The sequence below is a fragment of the Thalassotalea litorea genome (assembly GCF_005843925.1).
Taxonomy (GTDB): domain Bacteria; phylum Pseudomonadota; class Gammaproteobacteria; order Enterobacterales; family Alteromonadaceae; genus Thalassotalea_A; species Thalassotalea_A litorea_A.
This window is the reverse complement of the sequence record NZ_VCBC01000003.1, coordinates 70,788-84,287: the sequence shown is the minus strand read 5'-3', so window position 1 is coordinate 84,287 and position 13,500 is coordinate 70,788. Positions and strand designations below refer to the sequence as shown.

Here is a 13,500-nt window from a genome sequence, read left to right as displayed (position 1 = left end):
ATTAAGCCAATAGATATACCAAAACCAACACATCAATCATACGTTTTGCCACAGCTTTGATTAAGCAAAAGGTAATGTGATGATTGAATGTGATATAGGACGAATTATGAGCCAACATGGCATTTTTGTATTTGTAATTATTCTTGCTTTATCCGGGTGTAGTCCAAATGACACATCCGAAAAACCTCGCAATGAATTACCCGCATCGCCTGCGAAGTTAACTCAATCAACGTTAAATCGTTTCGCGAGTGAACTCGACGTTAAGATGTCGATACTTGCCAATAAATCTAACGATTGTCAGGTCGTAAATGTAAAACCTTCTGGAGAGGGTGGGTGCTACGAAGTTAGAGTGGAATTAGTAAGTCCAATTGATATTGAGAGTGACAATTGGCAATTGTACTTTAGTCAGGTTGACCCATTAAAATATCCAATTGATGGTGAGTTTATCGTCGAGCATGTTAATGGCGATTTACACAGAATCCTTCCCGGTAAAGACTATAAAGGGTTAAGTGCAGACACTAAATATTCTATCGAATTTATTTCACGAAACTTTCATATCACTGAAGCCGAATACATGCCAAATATGTACCTCGCCGCGGATAACCTGCAAGCGCGAGTGATTGCGAGTACCAAAACCACAACGGATCCAGAAACGGGACTTGAAACCAGACCATTTACCGGCGAGTTGACAGACTATAGTGCAACTTTCGGGCGTGGGTCTGAAGACGAGACCGTATTAGCAACGAGTAGTCACCTTTATGTTAAATATCAATCCAGCGCATTAGACAGCACTCCGGTCGCAACTGGCATAATTCCAAATCCATTACACGTAAGCCGTAACTCAGAGGACACCTTAGATTTAGTCAGTGGCATCAATATTTCTCTCGAGAATATTGAAAAAACACATATTTCTGCGGCGTTAGAGCGATTAGCAAGTTTCGGTATAACAGAAACGACTCAAGGCGTTCCTGTCACTATATTCAAAAAACAACCACGAGAAAATAAGCCCGCAGGAACATATCAGCTTAATATCAAAAACAACGGCATTGAAATTTTCAGTTATGATGCCGCAGGTGCTGCATACGCACTCTATTCAATTTCCGCGTTATTGCAATTGGGTGATACCCATATTCCTGTGCTGAGCATTAAAGATGAGCCAAGGTACGAGTTTAGAGGTATGCATGTTGATGTTGCACGCAACTTCCATAGCAAAGACTTTATTCTGGATTTGCTTGATCAAATGGCCGCATACAAACTCAACAAGCTACACCTGCATTTAGGGGATGATGAGGGATGGCGTCTCGAAATAAAAGACCTTCCAGAATTAACAGACATAGGTTCAAAGCGCTGTCATGACCTGACAGAGCAAACTTGTCTGATTCCACAATTAGGCAGTGGCCCAAGCGGCAATACCGATCTTGATGGTTACTACACCATTGATGATTATATTGAGATCCTAAAAGCTGCAAGTGCGCGCCACATAGAAGTGATACCTTCATTTGACATGCCAGGGCATTCACGTGCCGTCATTAAATCGATGGAAGCCCGGTATCATAACTATATGAAAAAAGGGAACAAGGAAGAAGCTGAACGCTACCGACTAATAGACCCAAATGACGACACCGTTTATGAAAGTATTCAATTTTACAACGACAATACCATTAATGCTTGTATAGAATCGTCCTATGCCTTTTTTGAAAAAGTCATCGATGAAGTACAGTCGTTGCATCAGCAGGCTGATCATCCGCTTGAAATTTATCATATTGGCGCTGACGAAACCGCAGGAGCCTGGAAAGACTCTCCTGCCTGCTTAAGTTTTGTGGATGATAATCCTTATGGCGTAACCAGCATTGACCAACTTGGCGCGTACTTTATTGAACGAGTTTCACATTACCTGGCAGACAAAGGGATAAAACCGGCGGGTTGGAGTGATGGTATGGGCCACACTCATGCCGATAAGATGCCAGAAAATGTTCAATCAAACTCATGGGGCGTATTAAGTTGGGGAGAACTTCCTGAGACCATTAAACAGGTTAATCAAGGCTGGGATGTTGTACTTTCAACGCCAGATGCATTGTATTTCGACTTTCCCCATGAAGCAGATCCCAAAGAAGCTGGGTATAGCTGGGCATCAAGGCATATCAGCACCAAAAAGCTATTTCAGTTTATGCCAGATAATCTGCCTGTTCTTGCTGAACTCTGGGTAGGACCTGACGGTAAACGATTTGCCATTGATGATAGATTGCAAAAAGATGAAGACGGAAAGGTCATCCATAAACCCCTTGCTAAAGGCAAAGGATTTGTCGGCATTCAAGGGCAAATCTGGAGTGAAACCATTCGTTCCGATGATCAGGCTGAATATCAGGTTTTTCCACGATTGCTGGCGCTAGCAGAGCGTGCATGGCACAAGCCGGATTGGGAAATTCCATACAATCATGAAGGCGCTTTATACGATGAAAACAGTGGCGTTTTTACGCCTGATTTGCAAAAACAACAGGAACAGGACTGGAATCGATTTGCCAATATCGTTGGCCAAAAAGAGTTAAAGAAACTTGAACATGCCAACATCGCATACCGGTTGCCGACACCTGGCGCTGTTATTGAAAACGGTATGTTAAAAACGAATGTCATTTTCCCCGGCCTGATAATTGAATACAAGGTCAATCAGGGCTCATGGCAGGAATATACCGATGCCATCAAGGTTTTGGATAACGCCGAAATCGCCGTACGAACGCGTGCACCAATTGGCAAACGAAAAGGTCGAACCATTAACGCCAATTAATATCAATCGCCCCAGAGACTTTAACGAACAAAGCCCATAATAATGGGCTTTGTTATTGTATATAAAAACTAACGACTGCTATCCAGGTGGCATATCCTTGGCCGGACAGTATTGTTCGATAAACGCGCGGTGAGTCGGTTGTTTTTGCACTATGTTCACAATCGCCTGCTTGCCCTTATCCATACTCATTTTTAATTTCGGATAATCAATGGCATCAAGCACCGGATTGTAACGTGATGGCACAACCCCCATACCATCAAAAACGGCATACCAACTGGTTGCCTGGAATAAAACTTCAGTTCCCGGGATCAGACCACCTGCGACGTTAAAGAAATCGATTTTCTGTTGCAGCGATGCCGGGATCGGCATATCTTTGCAATATTGCCAGAATGGAGAATCATCGCGCTCTGTCAGGCAATAATGGAGCACCAGAAAATCGCGGATTTCTTCATAATCGGCTTTAACACGACGATTGAATTCATTGATTAATACTTGATTAGGCATATTGTCCGGTAACATTCTCAGAAAAAATGCCATGGTTTTCGACACCAAGTGGATTGCAGTTGACTCTAATGGTTCGAGAAAGCCTTGCGCTAAACCTAGTGCAAGACAGTTTTTGTCCCAGGCTTTATCACGAATGCCGGTGGTGAAAGGTATCACCTTAGGTTCTGTTAATATCTCGCCTTCAACATGGTTTAACAGTGTTTCTGTCGCTTCCTCATCACTGATGTGTTTACTGCAATACACATAACCATTACCTGTTCGATGTTGCAACGGAATGCGCCACGTCCACCCTGCTTTTTGCGCCTTGGCGATGGTATACGGGGTGATCTCATCAGCGCCTTTGGTTTGCAGGGTAACGGCTCTGTCACACGGTAAGTACTCGGACCAATCTTCATACCCATTGCCTAAGGTTTGCCCTATCAATAACCCTCTGAAACCTGAGCAGTCTATAAAAAAGTCACCACCAATTTGTTTGCCATTTTTCAGTTCAACACTTTTTATCGCGCCATCCGGGTGTTGCTGCACACACTCAATCATCCCTTCGGTGCGTTTAACACCGAGCGATTCGGCATAGGTGCGTAAATACTTACCAACCAGGCCTGAATCTAAATGCAGCGCATATTGAGCGGCCTGCAATGGTGTGTTGCGAGCTTCAAACGGCAGGAAAAATTTGCCATGTTCTGACAATACCGCTTCTGGCGAATGCGCCATAAGCGGTGTATTATCTCCCTGCGCTCGCGACTTAAGCCAACACTGATAAAAATCATTACCATCAATAGGTCGTCCTAGCGTTCCAAATGGGTGGAAGTACGACTCCCCTAGCCGGTTCCAGTCTTCAAACTTTATGCCCCATTTAAATGTTGATTGTGTTGCTTTGATAAATTCAGCCAAATCAATGTTTAAGCTTTCCAGGATGGCTAGAAGTGGGGGAATCGTCGCTTCACCAACACCAATAATGCCGATTTCATCGGATTCAACCAATTCAATTTCAGTATCAGACCCTTGTAACGATTTACTCAAGGTAGCGGCAGCAATCCAACCCGCCGTGCCTCCGCCGACAATCACAAATTTTTTTATTGGGTTTTCGGTAACGTTCATTTATAACTACCTGACTTTAAATATCTATTTTGCAATTAACCCGAAGAAATTCGGTGTGACTTTCAGCCGATTCCATTTGCTCAGCTACCCGTTTTTTCATATAGCTAAGGTTTTGCTGCAAATATTCTAACGGCATATTTTCCGCTTGCGAATTGTACGTATTAGGGAATATATGAAAACCTGAAAAAATGGCTAGCCAACTATCTTTGCCAAAGATATCCCATGGGTAACGAAGAATGTCACCACACTCTTTATATCGAGAGTATTTTTCTTCCAGAGTCTTTGGAATCGCCATGTTTTGACAATAACGCCACATTGGAGAATCATCTCGCTGGGTGGCTTTGTAGTGCAGAATGATGAAATCCCTTACTCGTTCATATTCTAACGCAGTCACCTCATTAAAGCGTGCGACTTCTTTATTGGAGTATTCCGGTTTTGGCAATGACAGAATTATTTTTTCGATAGCCGTTTCTACCAGGGCGATACTGGTACTTTCTAATGGCTCTAGAAAGCCGGAAGATAGCCCTACGGCGATACAATTTTTATTCCAGGCTTTCTCCCTTCTTCCCGGAACAAATGAAAAATGCCTAGGATCCTGTAGCAACTCTCCTTCAACATTTTCGAGTAGTATTGTGGTTGCTTCATCCTCAGAAATGTATTGACTCGAATAGACATGACCATTTCCGGTTCGGTGCTGCAAGGGTATTTTCCATTGCCAACCGGCGCCATGAGCCTGCGCTACAGTTCGTGCTAATGGTTCCGATACCGATTTGGATTGTACGGCAACGGCGCGATCACAAACGAGCCACTGACTCCAGTCAATATACTCAGTTTTCAGCGTTTGATTGATAAGTAACCCTTTAAAACCAGAGCAATCAATAAAGAGATCGGCGGAAATATGGCCCTTGCTTTCCAAAGTAACCGAGTCTATTTCGCCTACAGAATTTAAATCAACGTCAATGATTTTATCGTCAATTAATTTAACGCCATGATTTTGGGCATAATCTCGCATTAACTCGGCAAATTTGGCGGCATCAAAATGTAGCGCCCAATCAAAGACTTCCAACTGACTTTTCGGTTTTTGAGCGGGAAGCTTAAATTTATTTTGCTGGGCTAGACTAACACCCAGAGAATAGTCGGCTAATTCGGAGCTATCACCATGTTGTTTAGCGCGCAGCCAATAATGATGAAAATCAACCTGTTGAGTGCCTTGTCCGAACAAGCCAAATGGATGGATAAACGAGGAACCTGGCTTGTACCAGTCTTTAAACTCAATACCGAGTTTACAGGTAGCACTGGTCGCCTTTAATACATCCAAATCCGTCAGGCCTAGTTTTTGATAAAAACGGCGCAATGTCGGGATCGTGGCTTCGCCTACTCCTATGGTGCCAAGTTGGCTGGATTCAACCAAGGTAATGGAAACATTAGATTTTTGAAAATGATGACTAAGTGCCGCCGCCGTCATCCAGCCAGAAGTACCGCCACCAACAATAAGAATTGAGTTTATTTTTTTTGTTATAGAAACCATAACATACCGCAATCTGAAACTATATTTTTACCCTAACTTCTTACGTTCAAAATGTGAATGAAAAAGTTACGGTAAAAAAACCGCTACCTAAAAATCAGGTAACGGTTTTACATTTCAAAACACTAGGTTTGATTAAAACTGAACGCGAGTACCTACGCTCCAACGCGCTTCGTAAACATTCTGGAAGGCTTTCTGGCCTGGGAATTCTACGTAAGTTTGTTGGTATTCTTCGGTAATGTTCGAGCCATTCACGTAAACGCTGATGTTTTCGTTAAAGTCATAGTTAACGCTTACATCTACCTGTGAGTAGTCATCCTGATACAATGACTGACCGCCCGTTCCAGCGTTACCTGGAGTAATCAAACGAGGACTACGAGAGTTCCAGGCAATACGCGCTGAAAAGCTATCGTTTTCATACCAACCGACAAGGTTGTAAGTATCTTTTGACATACCAACGAATGGTAAATCTTTACCAAATACATCTTTGGCCTGTTGAGAACTATCACTATACGTGTAGTTTGCATCAAAACCGAACGACGAGAAGAAGCCGCTATCACCTAAGAAGTCACTTAACGCTAAGCGAGCACCAACTTCATAACCGGAAACATCGCCACCTTCACCTTGAACATTAGCAGTGAAAGGCCAAGGACCACGTCTTACACCATCAGAATCTGGCTCATCAACCATAATAGTATCGGCTTGTGTAAAGCTTTCAATTTCAATTTTATAGGTTGAAAGGAACGCCATTGACGCTTCGCCAATGTACCACTCACCGGATAATGACCAGTTAGTTGAACGCCATGGATCAAGCTCAGGGTTACCGTTTAATGTACCGTTAACCACACGCATACAGTTACATTCATCATCGAATACTAAACCTACCGACTTACCGTCACCCCACTGGGCAAGGTTAAGTGGCTGCATGTTTTCAGAATACGCGGCACGAACAATAATGTCGTCAGTAACACCGTACGCTAAATTCACAGATGGTAATACGTCAGAATAATCTCTTTCCGTAACGCTATCGCCGATATCCGGGCCTAAGCCAGAATGAGGTAAGTTAGGGCCTACCAGGTTTTGTTTAACGTACAAGTCAGTTTCAATCACTTTTACGCCAACGTTACCGGACAATGCTTCCCACTCGAAGTTCGCTTGTAGATAGTAGCTAAGCTCATCTAAACCTACATCATAAGTACGGCCACCATTTTCGGTACGCTGAACATTACCAAAGGTATCTAAATGCCATTGACGCGGATCACGGAAGTTAGATGGGTCGATAGACCAAACACCCGGAATACCCGTTACGCCACCAAAGTCAGTTTGATAAGACACTGTGGTGTGTTGATCTAAACGCGTTGGTGGTAACAAGGTATATGGCGTCCAAACACCGCCGATATTTTCACCGGTACCAGATACTTGATAACAAGGGTCACCTTCTGCAGCACCGATATACGTTTGGTCAACCGCTTTCCATTGAGCAATATCACAACCGTCGCCAAATTCTGACGTGTAAGTAAACTGATCATGATCCACGGTGCGCTTGCTGTAACGTACACCAAAATCAACACTGGTTAAAATGCCATCGTCAAAGGCGTAGTTCCAGGCAGTACTAAACGTCTGTATCTTACCTTTGTCATCGGTGTTACCTTCCGAAGAAAAAGCACCAATATGATAAGAATCCAGATCTGCCATGTAATCGCCAACAGATCTTACGCCTTTACCGCCATCAACCATTTGATCAAAACCGCTAAAGTGAGGGTGCTCACCAGATGCGTCCCAACCAATTAAAAATTCGGAATCCTGGATACCCTGAGAGTACTGACCGTAACATCCACCGTTATCACCAACGATTTCTTCACCATTGTTACAATACTGTGCCGGCAAGAAGCCACCAGGACCAGTGACTAGCGTACCTTCATCAATGCTTAAGATATCGCCTTCACCGTATGCATGACGCATTGAGGCTGTTGCATGTGCAGATGTAAAACGAATACCACCGGTTAATGCACCGCCGTTATCGTAATCAAGCTCAAGGTTAAAGTTGTTGGATACTTCTTCATTCACGTTTACCTGAGTAAAAGACTGTAAACGATATGGAAGCGCTTGATAACCATCTACACCAACCCAGTTATTGCCAGCACCATCGGTAAACTCATCACCAGTAAAACCGTCTGCATAGGCGTAACCCGCAAACGTCTGCCAGCGACTGTTGTGGTTAAAACCACGACGGGCATTGAAACGCTCTTGCTCGGTATACATGTGTTCCGCAGTTAATGTGAAACCTTCACCTAATTCTGCCTGGAAGCTTAAATGCAAAGCATTACGCTCGCGTTCTTCAGTTTTATTAAACGCCGTAAAACCGTGCGGGATAACATGATAATCTTCGGAACCATCCAAAGGCGTACCGCCCCATGTATGGTTATTGTTGGTCCAACCTAGACCACCATTTTCCGACGTATCGTTATAACCGTTATAGTCAGTTGCCAGGGTAACATCAGTCGCTACTGCCTGAAGTAAAAAACCGTAATTTCCGGAATTGTAGTTCACTAAGCCGTGAATCGTAGGATCGGCTTCTTCACTGATAGAGCCGTAAGTAACTTCCGCGCCGCCAGCAAAGGTAAAGCCTTCGTCCAGATCAAACGGACGACGGGTTTTCAAATCGATGGAACCTGCAATACCTTGAGCGGTATTGCTTGCGGTTGCTGATTTGTATACATCAACACCTGAGAATAATTGTGCTGGTAAGTCACCTAAATCGGCACCTGAGGTATCAATGGTGGTCGCACTTAGAAAACTTTCACCATTTAGTGTGGTATCAACCTGAGGAAGACCGCGAATTTGAATCACACCACCTTCACCAGCGACACGTTCGATCTGAACACCAGTGATACGTTGTAATGAATCGGTAATGGTAACATCTGGTAGCTTACCAATGTCTTCAGCTGCGATGCCGTCAACCTGGGAGTCTGCAAAACGCTTCTGGTTAATACTTGCTTTAGTACTACCGCGAATACCGCTTACTTCAATAACTTCTATTTCGCTCTCATCAGTAACATTAGCGTCCTGTGCGAGCGCAACGGTGGAATATCCCCCGCCTAAACTTGCAACCAGTGCTAACTTTACTGCTAATGAACATTTATTCATATTATTATGTTTCATTTTATGTCTCCCTCATCTCCATATCGATGAGTTACGTTCAATAAACACGCTGAAAATTGACAGCGCTGTCAATTTGAGTACTAAAATAAGGAAAATCATAGTACTCCCCCCCTAAAAAATAGTGTTCTTTAACAACCGATTTAAAACTCGGATTACTTCCACACTGTTTAGTTAATTGAGTGATAAATCACATCTACAGAAAAACATGACTAACCTTGTTCAATCCATTGTCAACATGAATCAAGAAACCGTCTTGAAAAATCTCTGCAAAACACGTCTCGCTAGAGGCCATATATAAGCCTTTTTCGCTTCAGGTTAAAACTTTATCATCGTTATCCGTATGATTATGACTTGATTGAAATTATGCATTCACTCAGCTCAACCATTACTCAGATGCTCACAAGCTAGTTGTACCTCTCTCACCAATCAGTCGCTGACAAGACTAAACGGGCGCTTTCAACAATAGCAATTCACAACCTTGAACGTCCATGCTATTGCCTAATTAACGTTCTGTCAACATGACTTTTAAATCAATTTAATACGACCAGACAAAAAAATAAGGTATAGAACTAACGTTTATTTTCGGTGCTAATGGTTTTGAATTGACATTCGTTTTTATCCGCTTATCCTGTGCTAAAAGCACATAAAATAACAACTAAATGTCTCAAATTAAAAGCTCTTCACAGGAAGTTAAACAGGTTGTAATCGTTGGCGGCGGTACCGCCGGCTGGATGACAGCTGCAAGCCTGGCGAAATACTTCCAAGGTCGTTCAGCAAAAATCTTGGTTATTGAATCGTCTGAAATCGGTACCGTGGGTGTCGGCGAGGCAACAATCCCGAATATTATCGATTTCAATAATCGATTAGGGATTAATGAGATTGATTTTATCAAGTCTACTCAGGCTTCATTCAAGCTGGGGATTCAATTTGAGAACTGGAGCACACCAGGATCTGAGTTTTTCCATCCTTTTGCTGATTATGGGATGAAAATTGATAATGTTGATTTTCATCACTATATCAATCGGGCAAATACGGAAGGTTTTAATCTTAAACTACAGAATTATTGTTTTGCCAATGTCTTAGCAAAGCATGGCAAATTTGCTCAGCCTCATCCAAATCCTTCAACCCCAATCGCCAATTATTCTTATGCCTATCATTTTGACGCAGGTTTATATGCGAACTACTTAAAAACGTTCTCGCTAAAATTAGGTGTTCAACATATCGATGCCAAAGTATCAAAGGTTAACTTAAGAACTTCTGATGGTTTTATTGAATCGCTCGAATTAGAGAATGGCGAAACCATTGCTGGTGACTTATTTGTCGATTGTTCGGGCTTTAAAGGATTATTGATAGAAGAAGCGTTGCAAACAGGTTACGAGAGCTGGCAACAATGGTTATTCTGCGACCGGGCCGTAGCAATTCAAACCCGCTCAACCGACGAACCTACACCATTTACACGTTCTATTGCTCATGAGAATGGTTGGCAATGGCGTATACCTTTACAACACCGAGTCGGAAACGGCTATATCTATAGCAGTAAATATGAAAGTGACAGTAGTGCCGAGTCTAGACTGCTAACCAGTATTGAAGGTGAAACAATCAACCGACCACGGCACTTTAGCTTTCATCCAGGACGCAGAAAGCAAATATGGAATAAGAACTGTATAGCCATCGGGTTATCGAGTGGCTTTTTAGAGCCACTTGAATCTACCAGTATCTCCCTTATCCAAAGCGCCATCGCCAAGTTACTGACGTTCTTTCCTGATATGTCATTCGATCCGGCTGATATCGCTGAAGTTAACCGTTTACATAATAGCGAAGTCGAGCATGTTCGCGACTTTTTGATTCTTCACTATAAGCTGTCCAAAAGAACGGATTCTGAATTTTGGCGAGACTGTCAATCGATGGAAATCCCTGAGACCCTGTCTCATAAAATCGACCTTTTTAAGAGTCGAGGGCATATCATCAGTCACGAGAATGAGTCGTTTGAGCCGGCAAGCTGGTTAACTATGTATGACGCATTTGGTATCGTGCCCAAGCGCTACGATCCAAGAGCCAATTTACCGGCATTGGATATGATCACAACGAATTTACAAAAAATGAAAGACTCTTTGGACAATGCAGCATTACAGGTACTGTCGCATCAATCCTTCATCGATAAACATTGCAAATCTGAGATGCCTTAAAGACAAGACATCTCAATTTAAAAAATCAATAATTTCTGCCCGGAATATTATTTTGGAACGTTTCAATAGAGCCACGCTTTTGCATGGTAACAAATACCTGTTTACCGTCTTTCCCACCAAAAGCGACATTTGTAGGAAAATCACCTTTTAGTTGAATTTTGTGAATCAACTTTCCTGAAGGATCGAAAGCTAAAACGAACCCAGCGCCATAGCGAGCAATGTATAGATTTCCTTTATTGTCTGTGCGCATACCATCAAGGCCAAAGTCATCAAACGATACGAATAACCTTTTGTTGCTTATCTCTCCTTCAGGCGATAAATCGTAAACCCAAATTTTTCTTTGTATGCTTTCATTAACATAAAGCCGTTCGTTATCGGGACTCACTTCAATACCATTGGTTGTCCCCATGCCAGACTCAAGCAATACGACATCTCCGTTTAGATCGATACGCCATAGGTTTCCGGTATTCTCAGCCCAGTTCGGATCGCTGGCAAATAATATACCATTTTCCATGATGGCAATGTCATTGGGTTGATTCATTTCCGATGAGTGTGCGTAGACGTCAATCTCTTTGGAACCTTGGGCTACTTTGAGAATATTGTGGTTAACATAGTCTGCGATGTACATGTTTCCCGCTTGGTCAAAACGTATGCCATTGCCAACAGACCCGTCAGGTAAGTCGAGGTATTTTTCAATTTCATTCTTACCAGTTACTCGACCAATGGTACCTTGAGATTGATAGTTTACCGCAAATAGTTCACCGGCCTTGTTAACGGCTGGACCTTCTATACCCGTGGTAAATTCACCCGCCTCGGTCCAATCTGTCGATTCGGTTACAACCACTTCAAAAGAGACAGCCGTAAAAGAGACTAAAGCTAAACAAACAACCTTAATTGAGAACATATTTCTGATATTTGCTGCCTTGCGCGCAGAATTTATTGCCATAAATCACTCCTACGTGAATCCATATTAACCTGCCACCTAAAATGCCCACCATTCAGATGAAAAGACAAGTAAACCAAACGATATACTCATCAAAGCAGGTTTAAGCGCTAAGATTGTTGAATCAAACCCTGATGTTAAACCAGGCTTTCGAACTCATATTAGCGGAAAGTTTGCGAAACAAAACAACTATATTTTAAAATCGACCGAATCCGTAGCTAATCTGATGCGGCGATCAATAAACATTATATTGAGACGCAAAGTATCGTCAAAGTAACGATGCTACCGGCAACCAATAGCCTCCAGCGAAATGAATACCGCATATATCACCGAGACTTTATCATGTTTCTTAAAGGTGGAAATGAACTTAACTATTTTTCTATTCTGACTACAACGCGATTAAAGTAAGGCTTGATAAATCATTCTGAAGACAATCATACCTAGACATCATGCCCTGAATACCTGTTGTGGTCTTATACCTTGACCGGTAAGTTCTCAAGTGCAATGGTTTTTCGCTAAAGGGATTTTTTATCGAGTTTTTCCACTTTCTGCAAAAACGCATCCAATTCGATTACGCGCTTACAATCAAGCTGGTGTTTATTGTGAAAGAAAATCTGCAATGTTACCGCATGATCCGACAAGGTTAACGTGTATCCATCGTAGTCACTTTCCACGGTTAAATCGCCAAGTTTGTGGCCTCGCTCCAATCGCTGCCCATGACTCATAATTTTATTGCATACCCGAAGGGCCTGTTTAATATCAATCGCTTCTTGCACAGCCATTCTCCACTGTCAGTTTCAACCATCCTATCGATAAACATACGTGATTACCAAGGTAAAGGATTGCTCTATCGGTTAAGCTTTATGAAAACCATCCCCGCGATAGCCAAAATTTAGGAACATCAATGACACAAACTATCCGCAACCTGTCTTATCTGGTTCATGATTATGACGAGACCATCGTTTTTTTTACCAACCGACTGGGGTTTACGTTAATTAGTGACTTTGACTTAGGCGATGGTAAACGTTGGGTACAATTACAACCCAAGGGTGCTAAAGAGTTCGCGCTGGCATTAACCTTCGCAGAGACCCCAGCCCAGCAACAAGCGGTGGGGAAACAAGCCGGGGATGGTGTGCTAATGATCTTACAGACCGATAATTTCAACCGAGACTATCAGGAAATGCAGGCTGCGGGAGTTGCGTTTAACGAAGCACCGCGCCACGAGGTGTATGGCACGGTGGCAATTTTTTCTGATTTATATGGAAATTTATGGGACTTGCTGGAACCGACAGCGCAGTAA

8 protein-coding genes are annotated in these 13,500 nt (G+C 42.7%); 3 read left to right on the top strand and 5 right to left on the bottom strand.

All coding sequences use genetic code 11. From position 1 onward, the window contains the following. Positions 1-106 precede the first annotated feature (106 nt). Positions 107-2,782: a beta-N-acetylhexosaminidase gene (locus FE810_RS02320; RefSeq protein ID WP_171022215.1), complete on the top strand. Its 2,676-nt coding sequence runs from the start codon at positions 107-109 to the stop codon at positions 2,780-2,782. 78 nt (positions 2,783-2,860) lie between these two features. Here the strand turns inward: FE810_RS02320 and FE810_RS02315 are convergent, their stop codons facing one another. The 3 genes from FE810_RS02315 to FE810_RS02305 all read right to left on the bottom strand — a co-directional run bounded on the left by FE810_RS02315 (position 2,861) and on the right by FE810_RS02305 (position 9,071). Further along, entirely contained in the window at positions 2,861-4,384 is a 1,524-nt protein-coding gene (locus FE810_RS02315) for a tryptophan halogenase family protein (protein ID WP_138318420.1), read from the bottom strand. A 16-nt stretch (positions 4,385-4,400) separates the two neighbouring features. Continuing rightward, entirely contained in the window at positions 4,401-5,912 is a 1,512-nt protein-coding gene (locus FE810_RS02310) for a tryptophan halogenase family protein (protein WP_138318419.1), read from the bottom strand. Between the two features lie 132 nt (positions 5,913-6,044). Then, a complete protein-coding gene (locus FE810_RS02305; RefSeq protein ID WP_246036864.1) occupies positions 6,045-9,071 on the bottom strand; it encodes a TonB-dependent receptor in 3,027 nt (1,008 codons plus the stop codon). A gap of 659 nt (positions 9,072-9,730) precedes the next feature. On the opposite strand from FE810_RS02305, the gene FE810_RS02300 reads away from it, so the two are divergent. Further along, positions 9,731-11,257, top strand: coding sequence for a tryptophan halogenase family protein (locus FE810_RS02300; protein WP_138318418.1), 1,527 nt, complete (start codon positions 9,731-9,733; stop codon positions 11,255-11,257). A gap of 25 nt (positions 11,258-11,282) precedes the next feature. On the opposite strand, the gene FE810_RS02295 is transcribed toward FE810_RS02300, so the two are convergent. Together FE810_RS02295 and FE810_RS02290 are read right to left on the bottom strand one after the other, a co-directional pair. Further along, positions 11,283-12,203, bottom strand: a complete 921-nt coding sequence (locus FE810_RS02295; protein ID WP_246036862.1) for an SMP-30/gluconolactonase/LRE family protein — start codon at positions 12,201-12,203, stop codon at positions 11,283-11,285. Between the two features lie 512 nt (positions 12,204-12,715). After that, positions 12,716-12,976, bottom strand: a complete 261-nt coding sequence (locus FE810_RS02290) for a DUF3081 family protein (protein ID WP_171022214.1) — start codon at positions 12,974-12,976, stop codon at positions 12,716-12,718. Between the two features lie 128 nt (positions 12,977-13,104). Here FE810_RS02290 and FE810_RS02285 point away from each other — a divergent pair, with 128 nt between their 5' ends. Then, on the top strand, positions 13,105-13,500 hold the full coding sequence (locus FE810_RS02285) for a VOC family protein (RefSeq protein ID WP_138318416.1): 396 nt from the start codon (positions 13,105-13,107) through the stop codon (positions 13,498-13,500).

What these genes read in the sequence shown, in the direction of transcription:
- FE810_RS02320 (WP_171022215.1), top strand. Translation starts at nt 107, where the DNA reads ATGAGCCAACATGGCATTTTTGTATTTGTAATTATTCTTGCTTTATCC.
- FE810_RS02315 (WP_138318420.1), bottom strand. Translation starts at nt 4,384, where the DNA reads ATGAACGTTACCGAAAACCCAATAAAAAAATTTGTGATTGTCGGCGGA.
- FE810_RS02310 (WP_138318419.1), bottom strand. Translation starts at nt 5,912, where the DNA reads ATGGTTTCTATAACAAAAAAAATAAACTCAATTCTTATTGTTGGTGGC.
- FE810_RS02305 (WP_246036864.1), bottom strand. Translation starts at nt 9,071, where the DNA reads ATGAAACATAATAATATGAATAAATGTTCATTAGCAGTAAAGTTAGCA.
- FE810_RS02300 (WP_138318418.1), top strand. Translation starts at nt 9,731, where the DNA reads ATGTCTCAAATTAAAAGCTCTTCACAGGAAGTTAAACAGGTTGTAATC.
- FE810_RS02295 (WP_246036862.1), bottom strand. Translation starts at nt 12,203, where the DNA reads ATGGCAATAAATTCTGCGCGCAAGGCAGCAAATATCAGAAATATGTTC.
- FE810_RS02285 (WP_138318416.1), top strand. Translation starts at nt 13,105, where the DNA reads ATGACACAAACTATCCGCAACCTGTCTTATCTGGTTCATGATTATGAC.